The following is a 24,830-nucleotide window of genomic DNA, read 5'->3' as shown; positions in this document are numbered from 1 at the left end:
CCGACCTCCGGAAAGTAGTCATGACGCAGACCGCACCCACCCCCGCCACACCGATCGGGTCCGCCGATCTGGTCGGCCGGCGCTATCGCGACCCCGACCTGACCTCGCTCGCCCATCGGACCCCGACCATCGATCAGCAACTCGCTCACCGCTCGGTCCGCGAGTTCCTCGATGCACCGGTCACGGACGCGCAGCTGACGTCGATCGTCGCCGCCGCCCAGTCCGCGTCGACGTCGTCGAACCTGCAGGCGTGGAGCGTGATCGCGGTGCGCGATGCCGACCGTCGGAGCCGGCTCGCCGCGCTCGCCGGCGATCAGCGGTTCCTGCGGTGCGCGCCTCTGGTCCTGGTATGGCTCGCCGATCTCGGCCGGGCCGCACGACTCGCGGCCGAGCACCGCACCCAACTCGGGGCCACCGACTACCTCGAGACGACCATCCTGGGCTTCGTCGATGCATCGCTGGCCGCCCAGAACGCCGCGCTCGCAGCCGAATCCCTGGGCCTCGGAACGGTGTTCGTCGGCGCTTTCCGCAATCGTCCCGCCGAGGTCGCGGCCGAGCTCGGCCTGCCCGACCATGTCTTCGCCACCTTCGGCCTCGCGGTCGGCGTACCCGACCCGGCCGAATCGGCGGGGATCAAACCTCGCCTGCCACAGGAGGTGGTGCTGCATCGGGAGACCTACGATCCCGCACGGGATTCCGCCATCGCCGACTACGACGTCCGGTTGCGCGGCTACAACACGGAGCACGGTCGCGACGCCGACTGGACGACGCCCGTGCTGGCGCGCCTCGCCGACCGGCACAGCCTGAAGGGACGCGACCAGCTGCGCCGCCACCTCGAGGAACGGGGTCTGCCGTCACGGTGAGCGGATCGCCGAGCGACGTCGGCGCTCGCTCCGGTCCCGCTGCCGTGGCACCCTGTTGCCCATGCGTGCAGTCGTCCAACGCGTCACCGAGGCCGCCGTCGTCGTCGACGGGGAGACGGTCGGCGAACTCGACCTCACCGACGGCCGGCACGGACTCGTCGCCCTGATCGGGGTCACCCATGACGACACCCCCGAGCTCGCCGCGAAGCTCGCCGACAAGATCTGGCGGCTGCGCATCCTCGACGGCGACGGCGGCCGCGAGTGCTCCCCCGCCGACACCGACGCCCCGATATTGGTGATCAGCCAGTTCACGCTGTATGCCAACACCACCAAGGGACGTCGGCCGTCGTGGAACGCGGCGGCGCCCGGACCGGTCGCCGAGCCCCTGGTCGATGCGGTCGTCGCAGCATTGCGGCAGGCCGGCGCCACAGTCGCCACCGGGCGCTTCGGAGCGCACATGCGGGTGCGCCTGGTCAACGACGGTCCGGTGACCGTCATCCTCGACGTCTGATCGACCGCTCGCCCGGACCGACGGCGCCACGGGGGTAGCCTGAACGGCTATGGGACGCATCACCGCTCGACGGCGGGTGACACGCATCCGGACCGGCGCGGAGCCCACCACGCGCGCCGACGTCCTGGCCGTCGAGGAACCGCTGGAGATCCGGGTGGGCGGATCGCCGCTGGCCGTCACCATGCGCACCCCGGGCGACGACGTCGAACTCGCAGCCGGGTTCCTGGTGTCCGAGGGCGTCCTGACCTCGGCCGAGGATCTGCGTACCGCGCGATACTGTGCGGGTGCCACGGACGAGGGCGTCAACACCTACAACGTGCTCGACGTCGCGATCGCCGATCACATCGCACCCCTGGCTCCCGACGTCACCCGCAACTTCCTGACCACCAGCGCATGCGGGCTGTGCGGCAAGGCGAGTATCGACACGGTGGTCACACGGTCGGCGTTCACCTCCGCCGATGACGACCTCGTCGTCGACAGCGCCACCATGCTGTCCCTACCCGCACGGCTGCGGGACGGACAGGCGGTGTTCGACAAGACCGGCGGCCTGCACGCCGCGGCCCTCTTCGACGGGCACACCGGCGAGATGCTCGTGCTCCGGGAAGACGTCGGCAGGCACAACGCCGTGGACAAGGTGATCGGCTGGGCCCTGGTCCGCGACCTGCTGCCGCTGCGCGGGCACATCCTCCAGGTGTCCGGACGGGCCAGCTTCGAGCTCGTGCAGAAGGCCGCGATGGCCGGTCTGCCCATGCTGTCCGCTGTGTCTGCTCCGTCGTCACTGGCCGCCGATCTCGCCGACGAGCGCGGCATCACCCTCCTCGGTTTCGTCCGCGACGACTCCCTCGTGGTCTACACACGCCCGGATCGCGTCACCGTCTCCGGCCCCCCGGCCCGGGCATCGGACGGCGAGACACCGCGGCCAGGACATCGCAGCGCCTGATCGGATCGCCGATTGAGCCGCACCGATCGCGTTCCGGCTGGGAGAATACGGCGATGGACGCCGAGCAGATCCGCACCGCCTACCTGCAGCTGATGACCGAACGCGGCCACAGTCTCATCGAACGCGCATCGCTGGTCCCCCGCGACGACCCGACCACGCTGTTCACCGGCAGCGGGATGCAGCCGCTGCTGCCCTACCTCCTGGGCGAGCCGCATCCCGCAGGCACCCGTCTCGCCGACGTCCAACCCTGCGTCCGCGCCCAGGACATCGAGGAAGTCGGCGACAACCGGCACACCACTTTCTTCGAGATGCTCGGCAACTGGAGTCTCGGTGACTACTTCAAGTCGCAGCAGATCCCGATGTTCTGGCATTTCCTCGTCGACGTCGTGGGGTTGGACCCCGAACGGATCTACGTGAGCGTGTTCGCCGGCGACGACGAACACGGCATCCCCCGGGACGAGGAGAGTGCGGAGATCTGGACCCGACTGTTCGCGCAGGCGGGCATCTCGCACGAGACCGTCGACCTCATCACCGAGGAACATGGCAACGAGGTCGGTAACCAGGGCGCCCGCATCGCGTTCTATCAGGACAAGAACTGGTGGTCGCGTGGTGGCGGGCCGGACGCCATGCTGGTCGGTGACCCGGGCGGCCCCGACTCCGAGGTGTTCTACTACTTCCCCCAGGTCACCCACGACACCGCCTACGGCCGGTTCCCGCACCAGAACTCCGATGGCGGACAGTATCTGGAGATCGGCAACTCGGTGTTCATGCAGTACCGCCGGATGCCGAACGAGCAGACCGACGGCTCCCCGGCCGAGGCGACGTTCGCCGAACTGCCCAACCGCAACGTCGATTACGGCGGTGGCCTCGAACGCATCGCGGCCGCGGCGATGGACTCACCGGACGTGTTCCGCATCAGCCTGCTGTGGCCGATCGTCGAGGAGCTGGAGAGGCTGTCCGGCAAGAGCTACGACGAGCAGACGCACGCAATGCGCATCGTCACCGATCATGTGCGCGGTGCGGTGTTCCTCGCTGCCGACGGCGTCACCCCCAGCAACAAGGAGGCGGGCTACGTGATGCGCCGCCTGCTGCGCAGGGCGATCCGTTTCGCCGCCGAACTGGGCATCGAGAACAACGTCCTCACCCCGCTCGTCGACATCGTGGCCGGCCTCTACGCCGACGCGTACCCGGAGGTCGGGGACCGCCGCGAAACGATCACGAAGGTCCTGCAGAAGGAGGAACGCGCATTCCGCCGCACGCTCAACAAGGGCCTGCGCGAACTGCGACACATCGCCAAGGAACAGCGCCCGATCACCGGAGGCGACTTCTTCATCCTCAACGACACCTTCGGTTTCCCGGTCGAGCTGAGCACCGAAGAGGCTCAGCGACAAGGGCTCACCCTGGCGGAGGACTGGCGTGCGGAGTTTGATGCGCGGCGCGAGGAGCAGCGTCAGCGGTCGCAGGCCGCCACGAAACTCGGCGTGCACGACTGACCCGTCACGGCGTTGCTCAGTCGTGGCCACCGGATGCGGCGAGGCGCACCAGTTGAGTGGGTGTGGCGTCGGGCAGATAGGCCCGCGAGATCGCCAAACCGATTCGGGGAAGATCACTCTCGTCGCGGAAGGACAGGAACACCGGTTCGTAGCGGGGGCTGAACTTCTTCTTGAACGCGTGTAGAGAGCGGAACCCGTAGAACGGTTCCATCGCCGCCCCCAGGCTGTCGAGCAGGCGGTCCATCCGCTCCGCCTCCGCTGCGTCGTCGCTGCGCGCCAGTGGCGCTCCGGACAGTGAGATGAACTGTGCCCCCTCGTCTTTGAAGGCCATCGCCGACGACGCGATCAGGTATTCGATGACCGGGCCGAATCCGTCGGTGCGACGGCGCATCACGTCGAGCGTCCAACCACGGACCGTGCGCTCCTCGTCGGCTCCGACGGCACCGTAGACCGGCAACCACGACAACACGCCGTGCACGCTTCCCGTGTCGTCGACCGCGAGCGCCACCCGCACTTCGGGATCCATCGCCTCGTCGACGCTGCCCAGGGTGAACCCCATCTCGGGCAGGCCCTTGTCGCCCACCCATTCCTCTGAGATGGCCCGCACCTGCGACTTGATGGAGAACGGTTCGTCGGCCAGCACCACCAGCCGGAAGGTGATGTTCTCTTTCTTGGACTTGTTGATCGCCGAGCGGACGTGCTGCCACGGTTTGCCCTTGAACGCCAGATCCGGCAGGTCGACGATCGTGTCCTCGGCGATCTGCAGACTGCGCCAGCCCAGTTCGTCCGCGATCCGGGCGGTCTCGGCCCCCACCGAGAACCAGCACGGGGTCTTGCCGCTCTTCTCGGCGTGGTCGATGAACCCGGCGATGGTGCGGCGCAGTTCGTCCTCGTCGCACACCGGATCGGCCAGTGCCAGCATCGTTCCCATGTGCCGCTGATAGGCGACGACACTGTTCGCGGCGGCCGAGAACAGGTATTCGTTACCGGGCCAGGTGATCATCCACGACATCGTGCCGCCACCGTGCGAGTGCAGGAGTTCCTTGACGCGGTCGACGGGATCGCCGTCGACCGAACCGCTGCGCCTGGTACGCCAGGGCACCGCGAACGCGAAGCGGCCGGGGATCAGGATCGCGAGGACCACCGCCCACAACAGGGTGGTGCCGACGGTGACCCCGCCCTCACTGTCGAAGTTCGTGAACGCGACCAGGGCGACCACCAGGATGGTCAGCAACACGTTGAGCAGACCCAGCACGACGGCGACCCACCAGGCCCACCGCCGTCCGCGACGCAACTGGTCGGCGATGAGGAGATTGATGACCAGGATGACGATCATCGAGACCGTCGACTCGTCGTTGGCGTCGGTGGGGCCGAGCGGTCCGCTCGCCGGGAAGAAGAAGACCATCAGGTTCGCGCCGGCGATCAACAGGATCCCCACCGACCCCAGCATGCGGACCTCACGGCGGGTGCGCGGCAGGTATCCGCGTTCAGCGGTACTGAACCACTGCTCCCCGATCGGCAACATGATGAGTGCCGCGAGGACGTATTGCACCGTGCCGAAGGTGCCCTCGAACAGGAAGGTGATGGCCACGACCGCCCCGAGGAACACGCGGACCCGGAGTCGCCAGGGCGATCGCAAGGTCGCCGAGGCCACGGCGACCGCGGCGACGACCATCGTGATCACGCCCGTCCCGCGGGTACCGGCCATGTGGTCGACCCACTGCCACGAGGTGAAGTCACGGCTGAAGAACCACACCAGCAGGACCGACAGCAGTTCGGCGCCGATCTTTCCGCCGATGGCGACGATCGCCACCCGTGCCGTTCCGAGACGCCACTCCGCCCAACCGATCCCGACCGCGACCAGGATCAGCGCGATCACGTACTTGCCGGGGCTCGGCTCGAACACCGAGGACGTGACGATCGTCCACCACTTGTTCTCCTCGAGCGCGGGCAGACCGAACGCGACGTCGACGTACCAGGACTTGTGCGACGCGTGATCCCACAACGCCCCGGTGACGAGACCGAGACCGAAGATCACCACCCACAGGGCGAGGGTGAACGGGAGCCGGACGACCGTCGATCCGAAAGCACGTAGTCGCCGCACGACCGCACCCCGATCGGTGTCATCGGTGCCGTCGGCGGCGGTCGCGGACGAGCCGCTCGCGGGCGAGTCAGCGGGTGCGCTCATTCAGGTATCCCCAATCGTTTGGCGAGCCAGGGCAGCTGCTGCCGGAACCCCGCCGACCACACCGCGAAGGAGTGTCCGCCCGGCACCTCTGAATAATGCACGTCCATCCCGGCTTTTCGCGCGGCTTCGTAGGTGGTGCGGACCCCCGCCTTGTACTCGGCGTCGGTGTTGCCGACCACGAACGCGCCGGCCGAGTTCGGATAACGGCGGGTGGTCATCAGGTCCATCGGGTTGACCGCCCGGAAGGCCGCGGCGTCACCGCCGAACGCGACGTCGATGGTGCGTTGCCGACTGCCCAGGGTCGGCTCCAGCTGCCCGGAGATGTCCACGAACGTCGGATAGAGCTCGGGGAAGTTGGTGGCCAGCTGCAGCGCGCAGGTGCCGCCGTAGGACAAGCCCGATGCAGCCCACTTGGTGCGTTCGGTGTCCGCGGCGCGCAGATTCTGTTTCGCCCACGCACCGACGTCTGCGGTCAGATAGGTGGCCACGTTGCCGAGAGTGGAGTCCACACAGAGCGGGTTGCCGAGTTCGGTGCCGGTCGCATCGGCGACGATCACGATCGGGGTGAGCCCCTCATGACGACTGGCGAACGCATTCATCGTGGTCACCAGCTGCCCGCCGAGCAGCCAGTCGTCCGGGGACCCGGGCTGACCGGCCATCAGGACCACCACCGGCAGCCGGGGTGCCGGGCTGGTGAAGATCGCCGGGGGCAGGTAGACCTTGGCCGGCCTCGCGTCGAACCCCGACTTCACGCCCGGGATGGCGGCCGTCAGGATGCGACCTTCGCCGGGCATCTCGGAAGGCTTGTGCCACTTGTCGATCGGCACCACCTTGGTGTCGACGTCGTCGAGTTCCTGCAGGGAGACCGATTGCGCACCGACATCACCCAGCAAGGTGTCCACTGTCGGATAGGCGTCGTAGCTCATGTTGATGTGCGCGAGCCCCAAGCTGATCGCCAGGACGCCGGCGATCACCGTCACCAACTTCTGGATGATGCCGTGCCCGACGATGAACCTCGCGACCGCCAGGAGGAGACCGAGCAGGGCGACACCGCCCCACACGTAGACCGCGGTCGGGATGGGCTCCGGGAACGGATGCCAGACCTTCTCGACCACGTAATTCGCGATCACGGTGCACACGATGGTGACCGCGATCGCCGCGGGAACCACGATGACGAGATAGCGCAACCGCGGATAGATGATCAGCCAGGCGAAGCCGAGCAGACCCACGATCCAGATGCCCAGCGGAACCCATCCGTCGATGATGGACAGTTCGCCGACGTCGCCCATCGCACGGCCTTTCGCCTCCGGATTTCAGGAGGTCAGCGTAACAACAGACCCGGCCGGTGAGCCGGTTTTACGCGACGGCCACGCCGTTTCGATGACATGGGATTTCGATGACATGAGTGTCGTTGGGCTACTACCGCTCCCGGACAGGGTCCGGGTACATGGTGGAGGACATACGGATCGAACGTATCAAGGGCACCCCAACCGGCGCATCCCCCTCGCACTCTCGCGAGTTGTGAGGAGCTTAAACCAGATTTCATCGTCGCGCAGCACGTTCGACGAAAGAAGTTCACCGCACGGGCGCGACAGGTCGGCCTCAGTGATGCTCAACCGTTCAGGCGTCGGGACGCACCGTGAGAATCCGCGGTCCGTCGCCGGTGACCACGACGGTGTGTTCCCAATGCGCCGAGCGAGACCCGTCGTCGGTGACGACCGTCCAGTCGTCGTCGAGCACGCTGGTCGCGGTTGTACCGAGGGTGAGCATCGGCTCGATCGCGAGCGTCGACCCGATGACGAGCACCGGCCCGCGGTTGGGCTTGCCCTCGTTCGCGAGGAACGGCTCCATGTGCATCTCCCGGCCGATGCCGTGTCCGCCGTAACCGTCGACGATGCCGAACGACCGGCCGAACTTCTGCTCGGCGGCCCGGGTGCCCTGCTCGATCGCATGGGAGATGTCGGTGAGACGCGCGCCCTCCACCATCGCCGCGATACCCGCGTCCATCGACAGACGCGTCGCCTCCGACAGATCCGCGTCCGCGGTGGAGATCTCGCCGACACCGAAGGTCCAGGCCGAGTCGCCGTGCCAGCCGTCGAGGATCGCGCCGCAATCGATGGAGACGAGGTCACCGTCGGCGAGCACCACGTCGGCGGACGGGATCCCGTGCACCACGACGTCATTCACCGAGCTGCAGATCGATCCCGGAAAGCCGTGGTAGCCCTTGAACGACGGCACCGCGCCGGCTTGCCGGATGACGGTCTCGGCCACCTCGTCGAGGTCGAGGGTGCTCACGCCGGGCCCGGCTGCCGCGCGGACGGCGACGAGCGCGGCACCCACCACGGCACCGGCCGCGGCCATGGCGTCGACCTCACCGGCGGTCCGGAAAGGAACCGGCTTCGGTTTACGAAATGCCATGGGCGCGACCGCTCTCCGTCGTCAGTCGAGCGGGTGTCAGGAGACGCCGGCACCCAGCGCGCTCAGTACGCGCTGATGCACGTCCTGGACGTCGCCGACCGCGTCGATCGTCTTGACCTGCTCGCCGTAGTACTCCAGCAGCGGAGCGGTTTCCTTGGTGTACACGCCCATCCGGTTACGGATCACGGCTTCGGTGTCATCCGCGCGGCCACGGGCCAGCATGCGGTCGACCACGACGTCCTCGTCGACCCGGAATGAGAGGACCGCGTCGAGCGAGGTGTCCAGCTTGGCCAGGATGTCCTTCAGGGAGTCGGCCTGGTCGGTCGAACGGGGGAAGCCGTCGAGGATGAAACCCTTTGCGGCATCGGGCTCGCCGACGCGAGCACGCACCATGTCAACGGTGATCTCCGACGGCACGAGGTCACCGGCGTCGAGGTAGCGCTTCGCCTCGATGCCCACCGCGGTGCCCTGGGAGATGTTGGCACGAAAGAGGTCTCCGGTGGAGATGTGGGGAATGCCCAATGCCTCGGAAAGCAGTTCCGCCTGAGTACCTTTGCCAGCGCCGGGGGGGCCGAGTATCACGAGTCTCACTTGAGGAATCCTTCGTACTTGCGTTGCATCAATTGACTGTTGACTTGCTTCATCGTGTCCAGACCAACGCCGACCATGATCAACACGGCCGTGCCCCCAAATGGCAAGTTCTGCACACCACCGCTGTTACCGATCTCGAGGAACAGGTTTGGCAGTACCGCGATGATACCCAGGTAGATGGAACCCGGCAGTGTGATGCGACTCAACACATAGCCGAGGTAGTCGGCGGTCGGTGTCCCCGGACGGATGCCGGGGATGAAGCCGCCGTACTTCTTCATGTCGTCGGCGCGCTCCTCCGGGTTGAAGGTGACCGCGACGTAGAAGTAGGTGAAGAAGATGATCATCAGGAAGTACACGAGGATGTAGACCCAGCTGCTGGGGTCCGTCAGGTACTGACTGATGTAGCGCTGCCAGGTCGACTGTTCACCACTGGAGCCCTGCGTCAACTGCAGGATCAGCTGCGGGAGATACAGCAGCGACGAGGCGAAGATCACCGGGATGACACCCGCCTGGTTGACCTTCAGCGGCAGATAGGTCGACGATCCGCCGTACATCTTGCGGCCCACCATGCGCTTGGCGTACTGCACCGGGATTCGGCGCTGGCCCTGCTCGATGAAGACCACGCCGGCGACGATCAACAGGGCCGCCACACAGACGAGTCCGAAGACGAGTCCGCCACGGGTGTCCAGGATGGTCTTGCCCTCGGCGGGGATGCGTGCCGCGATACCGGCGAAGATCAGCAGCGACATACCGTTGCCGACGCCGCGCTCGGTGATGAGCTCGCCGAACCACATGACCACACACGCACCCGCGGTCATCACGAGCACGATGATCGCGAGACCGAAGATGGACTGGTCGTTGAGGATCTGGTCGGCCTGCGAGCAGTCCTGCAGGAGCTGCCCGCGGTCGGCGAGGGCGACGATGCCGGTCGACTGGAGCAGTGCCAGCGCCACCGTGAGGTAGCGGGTGTACTGCGTCATCTTCGCCTGGCCGGACTGGCCTTCCTTACGGAGCTGCTCGAACCGCGGGATGACCACGGTGAGCAGCTGCACGATGATGCTGGCCGTGATGTACGGCATGATGCCGATCGCGAACACCGACAGCTGCAGCAACGCACCGCCGGAGAACATGCTGATCAACGAGTAGATGTTCGCCGAACTGCCGTGCGACACCTCGTCGAGACACGCGTGGACGGCTTTGTAGTCGACGCCTGGGGAAGGAATGGTCGCACCCAGTCGATACAGCACGATGATGCCGATGACGAAGAGGATCTTCTTCCTCAGATCGGGCGTCCGGAAGGCCGCGACGAGGGGGGAAAGCACTAACTCCTCCTAGGAACGACCACGGGAGGCGGACTCACGTCCCCCCACGTGCTCGGCAATCGACGTTGATCGAAGCGTCAAGACAACGCTTGAACTCTAACAGTCACGACATCGGGCCTCGTCAGCGCGACGAGTCGATGTCCGCCTTGACCGTTGGGCGTCGCGTGGACGGCCAAACGGCGACACCGCCGGCGGGCCGGCAACACCGTGAGTGTTGCCGGCCGCCGACGGTATCCGGCTGGCTCAGAGTTCGGTGACGCTGCCACCGGCAGCGGCGATCTTCTCCTTGGCCGAGGCCGTGAACTTGTTTGCGGTGACATTGACCGAGACGCCGAGGTCGCCGTCGCCGAGCACCTTGACGAGCTGGTTCTTGCGAACCGCACCGGCCGCGACGAGCTCGTCGACGCCGATGGTGCCGCCCTGCGGGAACAGCTTGGCGATGTCGCCGACGTTGACGACCTGGTACTCGACCCGGTTACGGTTGGTGAAGCCCTTCAGCTTCGGCAGCCGCATGTGGATCGGCATCTGGCCACCTTCGAAGCCGGCAGGCACGTTCTTGCGCGCCTTGGTGCCCTTGGTGCCACGCCCCGCGGTCTTGCCCTTGGAGCCCTCACCGCGACCCACGCGGGTCTTCTCGGTCTTCGCGCCCGGTGCGGGGCGAAGGTGATGGAGCTTGATTGTCATTACTTGACCTCTTCGACTGTCACGAGGTGCCGAACCACGTTGATGAGGCCGCGGTTGATCGGCGTGTCCTCGCGGGTGACCGTCTTGCGGATGCCCTTCAGTCCGAGGGTCCGCAGGCTGTCACGCTGGTTCTGCTTGGTACCGATGGTGCCCTTGATCTGGGTGATCTTGAGTTCTGCCATGTCGATCAGACTCCCTGGCCGGCGCGGGCACGCAACATGCCCGCGGGTGCGACATCTTCGATCGGCAGACCACGACGTGCGGCGACCTCTTCGGGGCGCTGCAGCATCTTCAGCGCGGCAACGGTGGCGTGCACCACGTTGATCGCGTTGTCGCTGCCGAGGCTCTTGGCGAGGACGTCGTGGACGCCCGCGCACTCCAGCACGGCACGCACCGCGCCACCGGCGATGACACCGGTACCGGGGCTGGCCGGACGGAGCATCACGACACCGGCTGCGGCCTCACCCTGGACCGGGTGGGTCACGGTGCCCGCGATCAGCGGCACGCGGAAGAAGTTCTTGCGAGCCTCTTCGACGCCCTTCTGGATGGCCGCGGGAACTTCCTTGGCCTTGCCGTAGCCGACGCCGACCATGCCCTGGCCGTCACCGACGACCACGAGAGCGGTGAAGGAGAACCGACGTCCACCCTTGACCACCTTGGAGACACGGTTGATTGCGACGACGCGCTCGAGCTGGTTGCGGTCCTCGCGATCGCGTCCTCCGCGGTCGTCGCGACGGCCGCGGCCGCCGCCTCCGCCACGACGGTCGTTGCCGCCGCCTGCTGCGTTCGCGTTGTTGTCGTTTCCGGCGGGTCCGTTTCCGCCGTCACGCTGACGTCCGGGCATCAGAGGTCCCCTCCGGTCATGTTGGTAGTGCTGGTGTAGATGGTCATCAGGATTGTGCTCATCAGAAGCTCAACCCTCCCTCGCGGGCGGCGTCGGCGAGCGCGGCGATCCGGCCGTGGTAGTCCTTGCCACCACGGTCGAACACGACGGCCTCGACACCGGCGGCCTTGGCGCGGGCGGCGATCAGTTCGCCGACCTTGCGGGCCTGCGCGGACTTGTCGCCACCGGCGGCACGCACGTCGGCCTCGATCGTCGACGCCGCGGCCAGGGTCTTGCCGGCCAGGTCGTCGATGAGCTGCACGTGGATGTGACGCGAGCTGCGCTTGACGGCCAGGCGCGGACGCTCGGCCGTGCCGTTGACCTTCTTGCGCAGGCGGAAGTGCCGATTCGTGGTCGCGGTGCGACGACGGGTCGACGCGTCCCGGCCCAGCGGCTTGCGGGTGTTCTTGGTTGCTGTATCACTCATGGCTTACTTACCCGTCTTTCCGACCTTGCGACGGATCTGCTCACCCTCGTAGCGAATGCCCTTGCCCTTGTAGGGGTCCGGACGACGCAGGCGGCGGATGTTCGCCGAGATCTGGCCGACTTGCTGCTTGTCGATACCCGTGACCGAGAACTTGGTGGGCGACTCGACGGCGAAGCTGATGCCGTCGGGTGCCTCGATCGGAACGGGATGGCTGTAGCCGAGGGCGAACTCGAGGTCCTTGCCCTTGGCCTGCACGCGGTAACCGACACCGAAGATCTCCATCTTCGTGGTGTAGCCCTGCGTGACACCGACTACCAGGTTGTTCACCAGCGACCGGGACAGACCGTGCAGCGCACGGCTGCGACGCTCGTCGTTCGGACGGGTGACAACGATGCTGTTGTCTTCTTTGGCGACCGAGATCGGCTCCGACACGGTCAGGCTCAGTTCGCCCTTGGGGCCCTTGACCTTCACGTGCTGGCCGTCGACGGTGACGTCGACGCCCGCGGGGATCTCGATGGGGTTCTTTCCGATTCGCGACATGTCAGCTCTCCCCTACCAGACGAAAGCGAGGACTTCGCCGCCCACGCCCTGGTTGGCTGCCTGACGGTCGGTGAGCAGGCCGGACGACGTGGAGATGATGGCCACGCCGAGGCCGCCCAGAACCTTGGGCAGGTTGGTGGACTTTGCATACACCCGAAGGCCGGGCTTGGAGACGCGACGCAAGCCGGCGATGCTGCGCTCACGGCTGGGGCCGTACTTCAGGGAGACGACGAGGCTCTTGCCGACCTCGGCATCTTCGATGCGGTAGTCGGTGATGTAGCCCTCGCGCTTCAGGATCTCGGCGATGTTCACCTTGATCTTCGACGACGGGAGGGTCACCTCGTCATGGAACGCCGAGTTGGCGTTACGCAGACGTGTCAAGAAGTCTGCGATCGGGTCAGTCATGGTCATGGTTGACCGTCAACCTTTCTCGTAGCGGTTCCCATACAGCGCCGATCACGGGAAAATGATCCCTGACCTGCGGTGGGCCTTCCACGAAGTGGATAGTTGTAAATAAGGTTCTTGCCGCCGATGCCCTTGGCTTTTCACCGGCACCGGCGACTATTCGGTTGTGGCGTGCGCGCCCCGGGGAAGACCGCAGAGCGCAGGCAACCGTTCTAGTGTAGAGAAGTCGCTGGCCAGACCCAAATCACCGTCACAGCTCCCACTGGAACCGCGACGTCGGCACCACGTCGAGGTTGCGGTCGGCGCCGAATCTCGCCACGCTCGCGAGCATCCGTCCGAGACGATCCTCGAGCTCGGCCTGGTCACCTCCACTGCCGTAGAACGCGTGCGGATCGGACACCGCGGCCATCGGGAACAGTTCCTCGACGATCGCGTCCACCGGGGGCGCGCCATCGGTGAGCGGGCCCAGCACGACGTTCTGGTAGTAGCCGAAAGTCGCCTGGGTGTCGATGGCCACCTGGGTGTGGTCGTCGAGCCAGCGATGCAGCCATTCGGTTCTCGACAGCTCCGGCGGGCGACGCAGAAAGGCGACGTTGCTCAGCGCGTCGATCCGCCGGCCGGCGGCGGGCAGCACCGGATTCAGCGGCGCGCGTTCCTCGACGGCCCAGGCGGACAGTCGGCCCACCCGCGCCGACAGCACGTCGAGCACCCCAGCAGGCTCATCGGCCCAGATGCTGATCACACCGTCGATCGGCGGTGTGAGCTCCGCGATGCGCATCGCACCCGCAACCGCATCGTCGGAGATGTTCACCTGGAGTCGCGTGGCGCCCGCATCGGCGCATGCGGACGGCAGATCGGGATCGCGCAGCCGGCCGTCGAGACCGTCACCCCAGGCCGCCGCCATCACCTTGGTCATGGTCGGTGAGGGTATCCAGCGAACCGTCGGACACGAACCCGTTCGGCCGAAACCGGCCGGGACCCGACGGGCGCGGACCGTAATCTACGCAGGTGAACTGGGAACTGCTCTCCTGCGGCATGCGCGGCCACGAGACGTATGACCCCGACGAACCCCGACTCCGCGACCGACTGCATGTCACCACCGCGGCCGGCGAGACGTGGCGATGCCTGAGGTGCGGCACCTTCGTTCCGGGTCCGGCCCGTCGGACGGGACCGGCCGATCACGCCCCCGAGGTGCCGCGCGGCCGGCTGCTCCGCGACCTGGTGATCATGCGACTGCTCGCCGTCGAACGTCTGGTCCGAGGCCTGTTCCTGCTGGCTGCGGGCATTCTCATCATCGGGTTGCGCCACAGCCAGGAATCTCTGCAGGCACGATTCGACGACGAGATGCCGCTGCTGCGCCCGCTCGCGGAGCAGGTCGGCTGGAACATCGACGATTCCAAGATGGTGCAGTGGATCGAGCGATCCTTCACGCTGTCCACCACGACCATCGTCTGGATCGGGATCGCCGTCATCGTGTACGCCGCGAGCCAGTTCGTCGAGGCCGGCGGTCTGTGGTTCATGAAGCGGTGGGGTGAGTACTTCGCCGTGGTGGTGACCAGCGTCTTCCTGCCCGTCGAGATCTACGAACTCACCGAGCGGGTCACGGTCGTACGCCTGCTCCTGCTGACGGTCAATGTCGCGGCGGTGGTGTGGCTGGTGTGGAGCAAGCGGCTGTTCGGGGTCCGCGGTGGTGGCGCCGCCTATCACGCCGAACATCATGCCGAGAGCCTGCTCACCGTCGAACGTGCCGCGGCCACCGCGTCCGTCGGGCGGTGACCGCCGGCCGACGAGGCGGGAATGAGCGGCCCGGCTGCGGCAGTATTGACCCATGGACCGTCGTGAATTCCTGATCGTCGGCGCCCTCGGCGGTCTGGCCCTGCTGGGGGGATGCGGCACCGAGTCGTCTGCCCCGCCGAGTTTCACACCGGGGAGCTCCCCCGACCGTCGCGCAGGTGTGACCACTGTCGCGTCCGGGTTGAACGTCCCGTGGGCGATCGCCTTCCTGCGCGACGGCAGCGCGCTGGTCACCCAGCGCGACGACGCGACGATCGTCCGCGTGGCTCCGGACGGGACCGTGACGACGATCGGCGACGTCTCCGGCGTGGCGCCGCGCGGCGAGGGCGGGCTGCAGGGCATCGCAGTCGCACCCGGCGACGAATCGGCGCTGTACCTCTACCTCACCTCAGACCGCGACAACCGGTTGGTCCGGGTGGCGTTCGACGGCCGGCGCATCGGTGAACCGCGACCACTGTTGACCGGCCTCGACACAGCGGTCAACCACCATGGTGGTGCCCTGCTGTTCGACCCGGACGGTCTGCTCTACGTCGCGGTCGGCGACGCGGCACAGCCCGATGTGGCCCAGGATGTCCGCGCACTGAACGGCAAGATCCTCCGGGTGGACCGCGAGGGCCGCCCCGCGGCCGGCAACCCGTTCGGCAACGAGGTCTGGTCCTACGGCCATCGGAACGTCGAGGGCCTCGCCTTCGACGGATCGGGCCGCCTCTGGGCCAGCGAGTTCGGCCAGAACGACCGAGACGAACTCAATCTCATCCGGCGCGGCGGCAACTATGGCTGGCCCGAGGTCGAGGGCGACTCCGACGATCCCCGGTTCGTCGCGCCGGCGGTCACGTGGTCGACCGGTGAGGCCTCTCCCGCCGGCCTCGCGATCGTCGGCGACACCGCCTACGTCGCCGCACTCCGCGGCCGCCGACTCTGGCGGGTGCCGCTCGACGGCGAGTCCGCCGGTGACCCGTCCGCCCTGCTGACCGACGAGGTGGGCCGACTGCGGGCCGTCGCGGCGGCACCGGACGGTTCGCTGTGGGTCGGCACCAGCAACACCGACGGCCGCGGCCGACCGTCGCCCGGAGACGACCGCATCCTGCGGGTCGCGTTGTGACGGCGCGGTTTCCCGGGGCACAGCGCAGCGGGTGACTTCGGCCGAACCCCGCCTCCGGAGGTCCCGGGCGAGGAAAATGAGTTCATGGACAGCACACGCCTCCCCGAACTCGTCGACCAGCTCATGACATCGGCCCACTCTGCTCGGAGCGGACGCGCCGCCCACACTCTGTACGGGAATTCCAGCCACCGTCTGCGACAGACGGTGATCGCGCTGGTGGCAGGCCAGGGACTCACCGACCATGACAGCCCGGGCGAGGCAAGCCTGCACGTACTGCGTGGACACGTGACGATCACGACGGACGACGGCGAACAGTGGGAGGGAGTCGACGGCGACCTCGTGGTGATCCCTGCTCAGCGTCATGGGCTTACCGCGCAACAGGATTCGGCGGTACTGCTGACCGTCATCACGAGATGAACGGCGCCGCAACAGTAACGAGACAAACCTCACCGGCTCGATGTCGTCCTGAGAGGTACGACGCTCAGGCCGAATTCGCACCGGGAGGAGAGCATCAACTGACCAACCGGATTCGTTCATCGGCCGATTTCTCGCATTTCACCAACCGGATTCGCTTCGATCGTATGGTGGACAACTGTGGGCCGATCTTCCGGAGTGGACGGCGAGGCGGCGAAGGCACTGCTGGATGTCGGCAGGTTCTTCACCCGGTGGGATGAGAGCGACGACGGGCGTGCGGTGTTCCGTCGTGGCGGGCGTGCCGGCGACGTCTTCTATCGCGATCGATGGAGTCACGACAAGATCGTGCGCTCCACACATGGGGTGAATTGCACCGGCTCCTGTTCCTGGAAGGTGTATGTCAAGGACGGGATCATTACCTGGGAGACCCAGGAGACCGACTACCCTTCGGTCGGTCCCGACCGCCCCGAGTACGAACCTCGCGGATGTCCACGCGGCGCCGCCTTCTCCTGGTACACATACTCGCCCACGCGAGTTCGGTACCCGTACGCCCGCGGGGTACTCGTCGAGATGTTCCGCGAGGCACGGGCCCGGCTCGGCGACCCGGTCCTCGCCTGGGCCGACGTGGTCGGGGACCCGCTTCGCCGCCGCTCCTATCAGCAGGCGCGGGGCAAAGGCGGATTGGTGCGCGTCTCATGGGACGAGGCGATCGAGATCGCCGCGGCCGCACATGTGCACACGATCAAGACCTACGGACCCGACCGCTGCGCGGGATTCTCCCCGATTCCCGCGATGTCGATGGTCTCCCATTGTGTCGGTACACGATTCATCCAGCTCATCGGTGGCGTGATGACGTCGTTCTACGACTGGTACGCCGACCTCCCGGTGGCCAGCCCCCAGGTGTTCGGCGATCAGACCGATGTCCCCGAATCCGGCGACTGGTGGGATGCGACGTATCTGATGATGTGGGGATCCAATGTCCCGGTGACCAGGACCCCGGATGCGCACTGGATGGCGGAGGTGCGATACCGCGGCACCAAGGTCGTGACAGTGAGTCCGGACTACGCGGACAACACCAAGTTCGCCGACGAATGGCTCCCGGCGCAGGCGGGCACCGACGCCGCGTTGGCCATGGCGATGGGCCATGTGATCCTAACCGAATTCTTTGTCCGGCAACGGACCCCGTTCTTCGACGACTATGTCCGCCGCTACACGGACCTGCCGTTTCTGGTGCACCTGGAGGAGCGCGACGGCGACCGGGACAAGGGCTATGTGCCGGGAAAGTTCGTGACTGCCGACGAACTCGGCGCAGCACGCTCCCCGGAGGAGGACGTCTGGAAGACGGTGTTCATCGACCAGGCGACCGGACAACCCGTCGTGCCCAATGGTTCCATGGGTTTCCGGTACGCCGACTCCGGTGTCGGCCGATGGAATCTCGATCTCGACGGGATCGTGCCGGCACTGAGTCTGTATGGCGACGGCAATGAGTTCGTACCAGTGAGCTTTCCGGCGTTCGACGCGCCGGACGGCAGCGGCTCTGTCCTCCATCGCGGCGTGCCGGTACGCCGCGTCGGCGGGCACCTCGTCACCACTGTCTTCGACCTCATGCTCGCCCAGTACGGCGTGGCCCGTGACGGGCTGCCGGGTGACTGGCCTAGTGGTTACGACGACGCCGAGACCCCGTACACGCCCGCGTGGCAGGCCGAGATCACCAGCGTTCCGGCCGAGGCGGCCATCCGAGTGGCCCGCGAGTTCGCGACCAACGCAGACGAATCCGACGGCCGGTCGATGATCATCATGGGCGCAGGCATCTGCCAGTGGTTCCACGGGGACGCCACCTACCGATCGATCCTGTCACTGTTGATCCTCACCGGATGCATGGGTCGCAACGGCGGCGGCTGGGCGCACTATGTCGGCCAAGAGAAGTGCCGCCCCATCACGGGCTGGATCTCACTCGCCAACGCGCTGGACTGGACCCGACCACCACGGACGATGACCGGCACGTCGTATTGGTATATGCACACCGACCAGTGGCGCACCGACGGCTATTCTGCGGCCTCGCTGACCTCTCCACTGTCACGCGGGGTCCTCGACCACGAGCACACCGCCGACGCGATAGCGCAATCGGCGCGCCTGGGCTGGATGCCCTTCTACCCCCAGTTCTCGACCAATCCGCTCGATGTCGCCGAGTCGGCACAGGAAGCAGTCGAGCGTGGAGACGCCGAGAGCGTCGGCAGCTATGTCGCACAGGGACTCTCCTCGGGCTCGCTGACCCCGGCAATCTCGGACATCGACGCACCCGAGAACTGGCCACGCACCCTGGTGCTGTGGCGCTCGAATCTGATGGGATCGTCGGCGAAGGGCAACGAACACTTCCTGCGACATCTGCTCGGCACCCACCACAATGTGCTCGGCACCGAGGACCCGGATGCCCCCCGTCCGCGTGATGTGGTGTGGCACGACGAGGCCCCGGAGGGCAAACTCGACCTGCTGATGTCGGCGGACTTCCGCATGACGTCGACGACCCTGCTCTCCGACGTCGTGTTCCCCGCGGCGACCTGGTACGAGAAACACGACCTGTCCTCCACGGACATGCATCCGTTCGTCCATGCCTTCTCGCCGGCGATCGATCCACCGTGGGAGGCGAAGACCGACTTCGACCTGTTCCACCTGCTCGCCACCAGGTTCTCGGACCTGGCGCGCACCCACCTCGGCATCCGGCGCGATCTGGTGAGCGTCCCACTGCAACACGACACACCGGGCGAGGTCGCCCAACCGCACGGTCGGGTGGCCGACTGGTGGGGCTCCGGCGGGGCGGTACCCGCTCGTCCGGGACGGAACATGCCGACCTTCAGTGTGGTGGAACGGGATTACACGGCGATCGCCGACAAGTTGGGCACGATCGGGCCCCTCGCCGATTCACTCGGTTTCACCGTCAAGAACGTGACGTACGAAGTCACCGAGCAGAACAAGAAGCTGTCCGAGGCCAACGGCGTGATGCTCGGCGGAGCCGGCGACGGACGCCCGGCCATCGACACCGACGCCAAGCTCGCCGAGGCCATCCTGACACTGTCCGGCACCACGAACGGCGAACTCGCGGTCCAGGGATTCCGCACGCTGCAGCGACGCGTGGGTTTCGTGCTCGACGATCTCGCCCGCGGCTCCGAGGAGAAGCGCATCCGATTCGCCGACACTCAGCAGGCACCGGTTCCCGTGATCACCTCACCGGAATGGTCCGGCTCGGAAACCGGTGGCCGCCGCTACGCACCGTTCACGGTGAACATCGAGCGGCTCAAGCCCTTTCACACCCTCACGGGCCGGATGCACTTCTACCTCGATCACGACTGGATGATCGACATCGGTGAGTCCCTCCCGATCTATCGGCCGCCATTGGACATGCACCGGTTGTTCGGCGAACCGAAACTCGGCCCCGACGGCGACCGCCAGATCACGGTTCGCTATCTGACCCCGCACTCCAAGTGGTCGATCCACTCGGAGTATCAGGACAACCTGTTCATGCTCTCGCTCTCGCGCGGCGGTCCGACGGCGTGGCTCAGTCCCGCCGACGCCGCCTCCATCGATGTCCGCGACAACGACTGGATCGAGTGCACGAACGCCAACGGTGTGGTGGTGTGCCGCGCGATCGTGAGTCACCGCATGCCGGACGGGGTCTGCTACGTCCACCACGCGCAGGAGCGGACGATCGACGTGCCGAAGTCCGAGGCGACCGGTCGGCGCGGCGGTATTCACAACTCGGTGACGCGGCTCCTCGTCAAACCGACGCACATGATCGGCGGTTACGCCCAACTGTCGTATGCCTTCAACTATCTGGGCCCCGCCGGCAACCAGCGCGACATGGTCTCCACCATCCGGAAACGAAGCCAGGAGGTGACCTACTGATGCGTGTCATGGCCCAGATGGGCATGGTGATGAATCTCGACAAGTGCATCGGATGCCATACGTGTTCGGTCACCTGCAAACAGGCCTGGACGAATCGGGCGGGCACGGAATACGTCTGGTTCAACAACGTCGAAACACGGCCCGGCCAGGGCTATCCGCGCCGCTACGAGGATCAGGAACAGTGGCGCGGCGGCTGGCATCTCGACAAGAAGGGGCGCCTGAGGCTGCGCACCGGCGGCAGGCTGCAGAAGTTGCTGACGCTGTTCGCCAGCCCGGTGCAACCGACCCTCGACGACTACTACGAACCGTGGACCTACGACTATCAGACACTGGTCGACGCGCCCCTCGGTGACGACTTCCCGGTGGCCCGGCCGAAGTCGCTCATCACCGGCGAGGACACCAAGGTCTCGTGGTCGGCCAACTGGGACGACAATCTCGGCGGCGCACCGGAGATGGGCGGGCTCGACCCCGTCGTCGAGAAGCTGCGCCGCGAGTCCGAGGACGCAATCAAGTTCAGCTTCGAGCAGACCTTCATGTTCTATCTGCCGCGGATCTGCGAGCACTGCCTCAACCCGTCGTGTATGGCGTCGTGCCCGTCGGGCGCCATCTACAAACGGTCAGAGGACGGGATCGTCCTCGTCGACCAGGATCGTTGCCGCGGCTGGCGACAGTGCATCACCGGATGTCCCTACAAGAAGATCTACTTCAACCACAAGTCCGGCAAGGCCGAGAAGTGCACGTTCTGCTATCCGCGCGTCGAGGTGGGCCTGCCCACCGTCTGTTCGGAGACATGCGTGGGCCGGCTCCGCTATCTCGGTCTGTTTCTCTATGACGCCGATGCCGTCACGGCGGCCGCCTCCGTGCCGGACGCGAAGGACCTCTACGCCGCGCAACTGGACCTCATGCTGGATCCGGAGGATCCCGAGGTGATCGCGGCTGCGCGCGCAGAGGGCATCCCCGAGGACTGGCTCGACGCCGCCCGCCGCTCCCCGGTGTACGCGCTCGCCAAGACGTATCGGGTTGCCCTACCGCTCCATCCGGAGTACCGCACGATGCCCATGGTCTGGTACGTCCCACCTCTCTCACCCATCGTCGATCTGCTGTCCGAACAGGGGCACGACGCGGAGGATCACCGAAACCTGTTCGGCGCCATCAATTCTCTGCGCATCCCGCTCGACTACCTCGCCGAGCTGTTCACCGCCGGCGACACAACGGTGGTCGAAGGGGTCCTGCGCAAACTCGCCGCGATGCGCTCGTACATGCGGGGTGTGACCCTGGGGCGCGAGCCCGACGCGTCGATACCCGCGGCCGTCGGAATGAGTGAAGAGCAGATCTACCGCATGTACCGCCTGATGGCGATCGCGAAATACGACGAGCGATACGTGATCCCGACGGCCCATCTGGAACAGGCGCACGACCTCGAGGAGATCGGGTGCTCCCTGGATTACGACGATGGCCCCGGAATGTTCGATTCGTCTGCCTTCGGTGAGGCGAGCGGACGGCCGGCACCGGTCTCGGTCGAGACCTTTCATGCTCTCCGCCAACGACAGACCAGTGACACCGCAGCGAGCTCGCGCGCTATGTCCGCGCGAACCAACCTGCTCAACTGGGACGGTAACGGTGTCCCGGATGGCATGTTCCCCAAACAGCCGGAGGAACGGTGAGACTCGGTAGTCGCCGCGGACCCGATCCGGCAGTCATCCGCCAAGCGGCATCCGTATGCCTGAGCTATCCGGACGACGAGACGATCGCGATGGCGCCGCTGCTCGACGCCGCCCTCGCCGAGCAACCTGTCGACCAGACGATCACGGCGCTCCGGGATTTCGTCGGCCACCTCGGGACCTCAGCCCCGGAGGTGTTGCGTCAGAACTACATCGACCTCTTCGACCTGTCACGCAAGCACACTCTGTACCTCTCCTACTGGACCGCGGGCGACACCCGACGGCGCGGTGAGGCCCTCGGCGCGTTCAAGCAGCACTACCGCGACAGCGGTTTCCTCGTGGACCTGGGCGGCGAACTGCCCGACCACCTACCGATCGTGCTGGAGTTCGCCGCACGAGTCGACCCACAGTCCGGCTCCCGGCTCCTCCAACAACATCGGCCGGCCCTCGAGCTCCTGCGGCTGTCTCTCCTCGATCGTCGAACTCCTTATGCGGACGTCGTCGCAGCCGTCTGCGCGACGCTCCCGGGCCAGTCGCCCGTCGACCGTCGCGCTGTGATGACCATGCAGGGCGCGCCACCGCCTGCCGAATCGGTCGGGCTCGAACCGTACGACCCGAGGTTGCTCCCGATAGCCGTGGCGGCGCAGGGACCACAGCGAGCGAGCCGGATCATGGAGGTCAGGTGAGGTCATGGACGTGCTGCTGTGGGGTGTCCTGCCCTACGTGACGCTGCTGTTGCTCATCGGCGGCACGATCTGGCGATACCGCTACGACAAGTTCGGCTGGACCACACGGTCGTCGGAACTCTACGAGTCCCGGCTCCTGCGCATCGGGTCGCCCCTGTTCCATTTCGGAATCCTGGTGGTGATCATCGGGCACGCGATGGGTTTGGTGATCCCCGAATCGTGGACCGAGGCGATCGGCGTGTCCGAGCACACCTATCACGTCGTCGCGGCGGGCTTCGGGATCATCGCAGGCATCGCCACTCTCGGTGGCCTCGCGATCTTGATCTATCGTCGCCGCAGGACCGGGCCGGTATTCATGGCGACGACCACCAACGACAAGACCATGTACGTCGTACTCACCGCGGCGCTCGCACTCGGTGTGTACGTCACGCTCATCGGCATGGTGCCGGGCGCCGAGGGGGTGAACTACCGGGACACCGTGTCACCGTGGTTCCGGTCGATCTTCTACCTGCGGCCCGATGTCCACGCGATGAGCGAGGCTCCGGCGCGGTTCCACATCCACGTCCTGGTCGGCATGCTCGTCTTCGCGATGGTGCCGTTCACCCGACTCGTCCATGCATTCACCGCGCCGGTGCATTATCTGTTCCGGCCCTACATCGTCTACCGGAGCCGCGACGCCGCTCGCACGCCCGGGAACCGCTCGTCCCGGCCCGGTTGGGCTCCCGTCGGAACCAAGGATCGGCAGCGATGACCACACCGTCCACGAATCCCGCGACCCTGCGATCCGGGCAGAGTGTCAACCTCTTCCTCGCCACACTCGCCTTCACCATCAGCTTCTGGGCGTGGAACATCGTCGGCCCCCTCGGGGTCCGGTACTCGGAAGTCCTGGACCTCTCGTCGTCCCAGAAGTCGATCCTCGTCGCGATCCCCATCATCGTCGGGTCCGTCGGCCGGATCCTCACCGGCGCACTGACGGATCGCTTCGGCGGGCGTCTGATGTTTCCTGTGCTCCTGATCGCGACAGCGCCGTTCGTCGTCCTCATCGCCGTCGCAGGAGAACTCGGCTCCTACCCGATGATGTTGGTCATCGGGTTCTTCCTCGGCATCGGCGGTACCACCTTCGCCGTCGGCATCCCGTTCGTGAACGCCTGGTACGACCCGTCCAAACGGGGATTCGCGACCGGTGTGTTCGGCGCCGGTATGGGTGGCACCGCCCTGTCCGCATTCTTCACGCCCCGGTTCGTCAGCTGGTTCGGGTATGTCACGACCCACGTCATCATCGCCGTCGCCCTCGTCGTGGTCGCCGCGGTGGTGTGGATGTTCATGCGCGACGCACCCCAGTGGGCGCCGAACCGCGATGCGGTCGCACCGAAACTCATCGCGGCGGCCAAACTCCCGATCACCTGGCAGATGGGATTCCTGTACGCGGCGACCTTCGGCGGTTTCGTGGCCTTCTCCACTTACCTGCCGACCTACCTCAAGGACGTCTACGACTTCGACCTACAGGCAGCAGGCACACGCACAGCCGGTTTCGCGGTCGCCGCGGTCATCGCGCGCCCCCTCGGCGGTATCCTGTCCGATCGTTTCGGGCCGCGCATCATCACGGCGATCTCCACCGCGGGCGCGGCGCTCCTGGCGGTGTGGATGATCACCCAACCGCCGCTCGAGATCCCCGCGGGTCTGGACTTCGTCCTGATGGCGGTGTGCATGGGTCTCGGGTCGGGCTCTGTGTTCAGTTGGGTGGCCCGGGACGCCCCGGCAGCCCGGGTCGGCTCGGTCACCGGCATCGTCGGCGCAGCCGGCGGCCTCGGCGGATTCTTCCCACCACTGGTGTTGGGGGCGACCTACGACGCCGAGGCACACAGCTACACGATCGGCCTCGTCCTGTTGGTGATCACCGCGTGCTTCGCCCTGGTGTTCACCATCTTCGGGATCAGGAAGCGGGAGGAACGTCCCGCCTGACATACCCGGGCCGCCGGTCAGCGCCTGTCCGGGTCGACGGTTATAT

24 protein-coding genes are annotated in these 24,830 nt (G+C 66.5%); 12 read left to right on the top strand and 12 right to left on the bottom strand.

Translation table 11 applies throughout. From position 1 onward, the window contains the following. Positions 1 to 20 precede the first annotated feature (20 nt). From D7316_RS24765 to D7316_RS24750, 4 genes are all read left to right on the top strand, one after another. A complete protein-coding gene (locus D7316_RS24765; protein ID WP_124710617.1) occupies positions 21 to 863 on the top strand; it encodes a nitroreductase family protein in 843 nt (280 codons plus the stop codon). Positions 864 to 924: 61 nt separating this feature from the next. Further along, positions 925 to 1,374: a D-aminoacyl-tRNA deacylase gene (gene dtd / locus D7316_RS24760; RefSeq protein WP_124710616.1), complete on the top strand. Its 450-nt coding sequence runs from the start codon at positions 925 to 927 to the stop codon at positions 1,372 to 1,374. 49 nt (positions 1,375 to 1,423) lie between these two features. After that, positions 1,424 to 2,314 carry a formate dehydrogenase accessory sulfurtransferase FdhD gene (fdhD, locus tag D7316_RS24755; RefSeq protein WP_124710615.1) on the top strand — a complete coding sequence of 297 codons (891 nt, stop codon included), beginning with the start codon at positions 1,424 to 1,426 and terminating at the stop codon, positions 2,312 to 2,314. A 53-nt stretch (positions 2,315 to 2,367) separates the two neighbouring features. Next, positions 2,368 to 3,807, top strand: a complete 1,440-nt coding sequence (locus D7316_RS24750; protein WP_124710614.1) for an alanine--tRNA ligase-related protein — start codon at positions 2,368 to 2,370, stop codon at positions 3,805 to 3,807. A gap of 16 nt (positions 3,808 to 3,823) precedes the next feature. On the opposite strand, the gene D7316_RS24745 is transcribed toward D7316_RS24750, so the two are convergent. The 12 genes from D7316_RS24745 to D7316_RS24690 form a co-directional block, all read right to left on the bottom strand. Next, on the bottom strand, positions 3,824 to 5,995 hold the full coding sequence (locus tag D7316_RS24745) for a bifunctional lysylphosphatidylglycerol flippase/synthetase MprF (protein ID WP_124710613.1): 2,172 nt from the start codon (positions 5,993 to 5,995) through the stop codon (positions 3,824 to 3,826). Next, entirely contained in the window at positions 5,992 to 7,284 is a 1,293-nt protein-coding gene (locus tag D7316_RS24740) for an alpha/beta hydrolase (RefSeq protein ID WP_124710612.1), read from the bottom strand. The genes D7316_RS24745 and D7316_RS24740 overlap by 4 nt, the downstream gene beginning before the upstream one ends. A gap of 331 nt (positions 7,285 to 7,615) precedes the next feature. Next, a complete protein-coding gene (gene map, locus D7316_RS24735) occupies positions 7,616 to 8,413 on the bottom strand; it encodes a type I methionyl aminopeptidase (RefSeq protein WP_124710611.1) in 798 nt (265 codons plus the stop codon). Positions 8,414 to 8,449: 36 nt separating this feature from the next. Further along, positions 8,450 to 9,004 (bottom strand): adenylate kinase, encoded by a 555-nt coding sequence (locus tag D7316_RS24730; protein WP_124710610.1) that lies wholly within the window; start codon positions 9,002 to 9,004, stop codon positions 8,450 to 8,452. Next, positions 9,001 to 10,326 (bottom strand): preprotein translocase subunit SecY, encoded by a 1,326-nt coding sequence (gene secY, locus D7316_RS24725; protein ID WP_124710609.1) that lies wholly within the window; start codon positions 10,324 to 10,326, stop codon positions 9,001 to 9,003. The genes D7316_RS24730 and secY overlap by 4 nt, the downstream gene beginning before the upstream one ends. A 243-nt stretch (positions 10,327 to 10,569) precedes the next feature. Next, complete coding sequence (gene rplO, locus D7316_RS24720) at positions 10,570 to 11,010, bottom strand: 50S ribosomal protein L15 (RefSeq protein WP_124710608.1); 441 nt, start codon at positions 11,008 to 11,010, stop codon at positions 10,570 to 10,572. Continuing rightward, entirely contained in the window at positions 11,010 to 11,192 is a 183-nt protein-coding gene (gene rpmD / locus D7316_RS24715; protein WP_124710607.1) for a 50S ribosomal protein L30, read from the bottom strand. Before rpmD ends, rplO begins: the two co-directional genes overlap by 1 nt. A gap of 5 nt (positions 11,193 to 11,197) precedes the next feature. Beyond that, positions 11,198 to 11,854, bottom strand: a complete 657-nt coding sequence (gene rpsE, locus D7316_RS24710; RefSeq protein WP_124710606.1) for a 30S ribosomal protein S5 — start codon at positions 11,852 to 11,854, stop codon at positions 11,198 to 11,200. A 61-nt stretch (positions 11,855 to 11,915) separates the two neighbouring features. Then, positions 11,916 to 12,320 (bottom strand): 50S ribosomal protein L18, encoded by a 405-nt coding sequence (gene rplR, locus D7316_RS24705; RefSeq protein ID WP_124710605.1) that lies wholly within the window; start codon positions 12,318 to 12,320, stop codon positions 11,916 to 11,918. Between the two features lie 3 nt (positions 12,321 to 12,323). Continuing rightward, positions 12,324 to 12,860, bottom strand: coding sequence for a 50S ribosomal protein L6 (rplF, locus tag D7316_RS24700; protein WP_124710604.1), 537 nt, complete (start codon positions 12,858 to 12,860; stop codon positions 12,324 to 12,326). Between the two features lie 12 nt (positions 12,861 to 12,872). Beyond that, positions 12,873 to 13,271: a 30S ribosomal protein S8 gene (gene rpsH, locus D7316_RS24695; protein WP_124710603.1), complete on the bottom strand. Its 399-nt coding sequence runs from the start codon at positions 13,269 to 13,271 to the stop codon at positions 12,873 to 12,875. 244 nt (positions 13,272 to 13,515) lie between these two features. After that, a complete protein-coding gene (locus D7316_RS24690) occupies positions 13,516 to 14,181 on the bottom strand; it encodes an EthD domain-containing protein (protein ID WP_124710602.1) in 666 nt (221 codons plus the stop codon). Positions 14,182 to 14,300: 119 nt separating this feature from the next. Between D7316_RS24690 and D7316_RS24685 the strand changes: the two genes are divergently transcribed. The 8 genes from D7316_RS24685 to D7316_RS24650 all read left to right on the top strand — a co-directional run bounded on the left by D7316_RS24685 (position 14,301) and on the right by D7316_RS24650 (position 24,784). After that, the gene (locus D7316_RS24685) at positions 14,301 to 15,041 is read left to right on the top strand and encodes a DUF2127 domain-containing protein (RefSeq protein WP_197718395.1); all 741 of its coding nucleotides are present in this window, start codon (positions 14,301 to 14,303) and stop codon (positions 15,039 to 15,041) included. Positions 15,042 to 15,093: 52 nt separating this feature from the next. Next, positions 15,094 to 16,161 carry a PQQ-dependent sugar dehydrogenase gene (locus D7316_RS24680; RefSeq protein ID WP_124710600.1) on the top strand — a complete coding sequence of 356 codons (1,068 nt, stop codon included), beginning with the start codon at positions 15,094 to 15,096 and terminating at the stop codon, positions 16,159 to 16,161. Between the two features lie 84 nt (positions 16,162 to 16,245). Further along, a complete protein-coding gene (locus D7316_RS24675) occupies positions 16,246 to 16,578 on the top strand; it encodes a cupin domain-containing protein (protein WP_124710599.1) in 333 nt (110 codons plus the stop codon). Positions 16,579 to 16,755: 177 nt separating this feature from the next. After that, the gene (locus D7316_RS24670) at positions 16,756 to 20,475 is read left to right on the top strand and encodes a nitrate reductase subunit alpha (RefSeq protein WP_124710598.1); all 3,720 of its coding nucleotides are present in this window, start codon (positions 16,756 to 16,758) and stop codon (positions 20,473 to 20,475) included. Continuing rightward, positions 20,475 to 22,139 (top strand): nitrate reductase subunit beta, encoded by a 1,665-nt coding sequence (gene narH, locus D7316_RS24665; RefSeq protein WP_124710597.1) that lies wholly within the window; start codon positions 20,475 to 20,477, stop codon positions 22,137 to 22,139. Before D7316_RS24670 ends, narH begins: the two co-directional genes overlap by 1 nt. Next, positions 22,136 to 22,822, top strand: a complete 687-nt coding sequence (narJ, locus tag D7316_RS24660) for a nitrate reductase molybdenum cofactor assembly chaperone (RefSeq protein ID WP_124710596.1) — start codon at positions 22,136 to 22,138, stop codon at positions 22,820 to 22,822. The genes narH and narJ overlap by 4 nt, the downstream gene beginning before the upstream one ends. 4 nt (positions 22,823 to 22,826) lie before the next feature. Next, a complete protein-coding gene (narI, locus tag D7316_RS24655) occupies positions 22,827 to 23,573 on the top strand; it encodes a respiratory nitrate reductase subunit gamma (RefSeq protein ID WP_124710595.1) in 747 nt (248 codons plus the stop codon). Continuing rightward, positions 23,570 to 24,784 carry a nitrate/nitrite transporter gene (locus tag D7316_RS24650; RefSeq protein ID WP_124710594.1) on the top strand — a complete coding sequence of 405 codons (1,215 nt, stop codon included), beginning with the start codon at positions 23,570 to 23,572 and terminating at the stop codon, positions 24,782 to 24,784. The genes narI and D7316_RS24650 overlap by 4 nt, the downstream gene beginning before the upstream one ends. Positions 24,785 to 24,830 lie beyond the last annotated feature (46 nt).

It is taken from the genome of Gordonia insulae (genome assembly GCF_003855095.1).
Lineage (GTDB): Bacteria > Actinomycetota > Actinomycetes > Mycobacteriales > Mycobacteriaceae > Gordonia > Gordonia insulae.
This window is presented reverse-complemented; position numbering and strand designations above follow the sequence as displayed.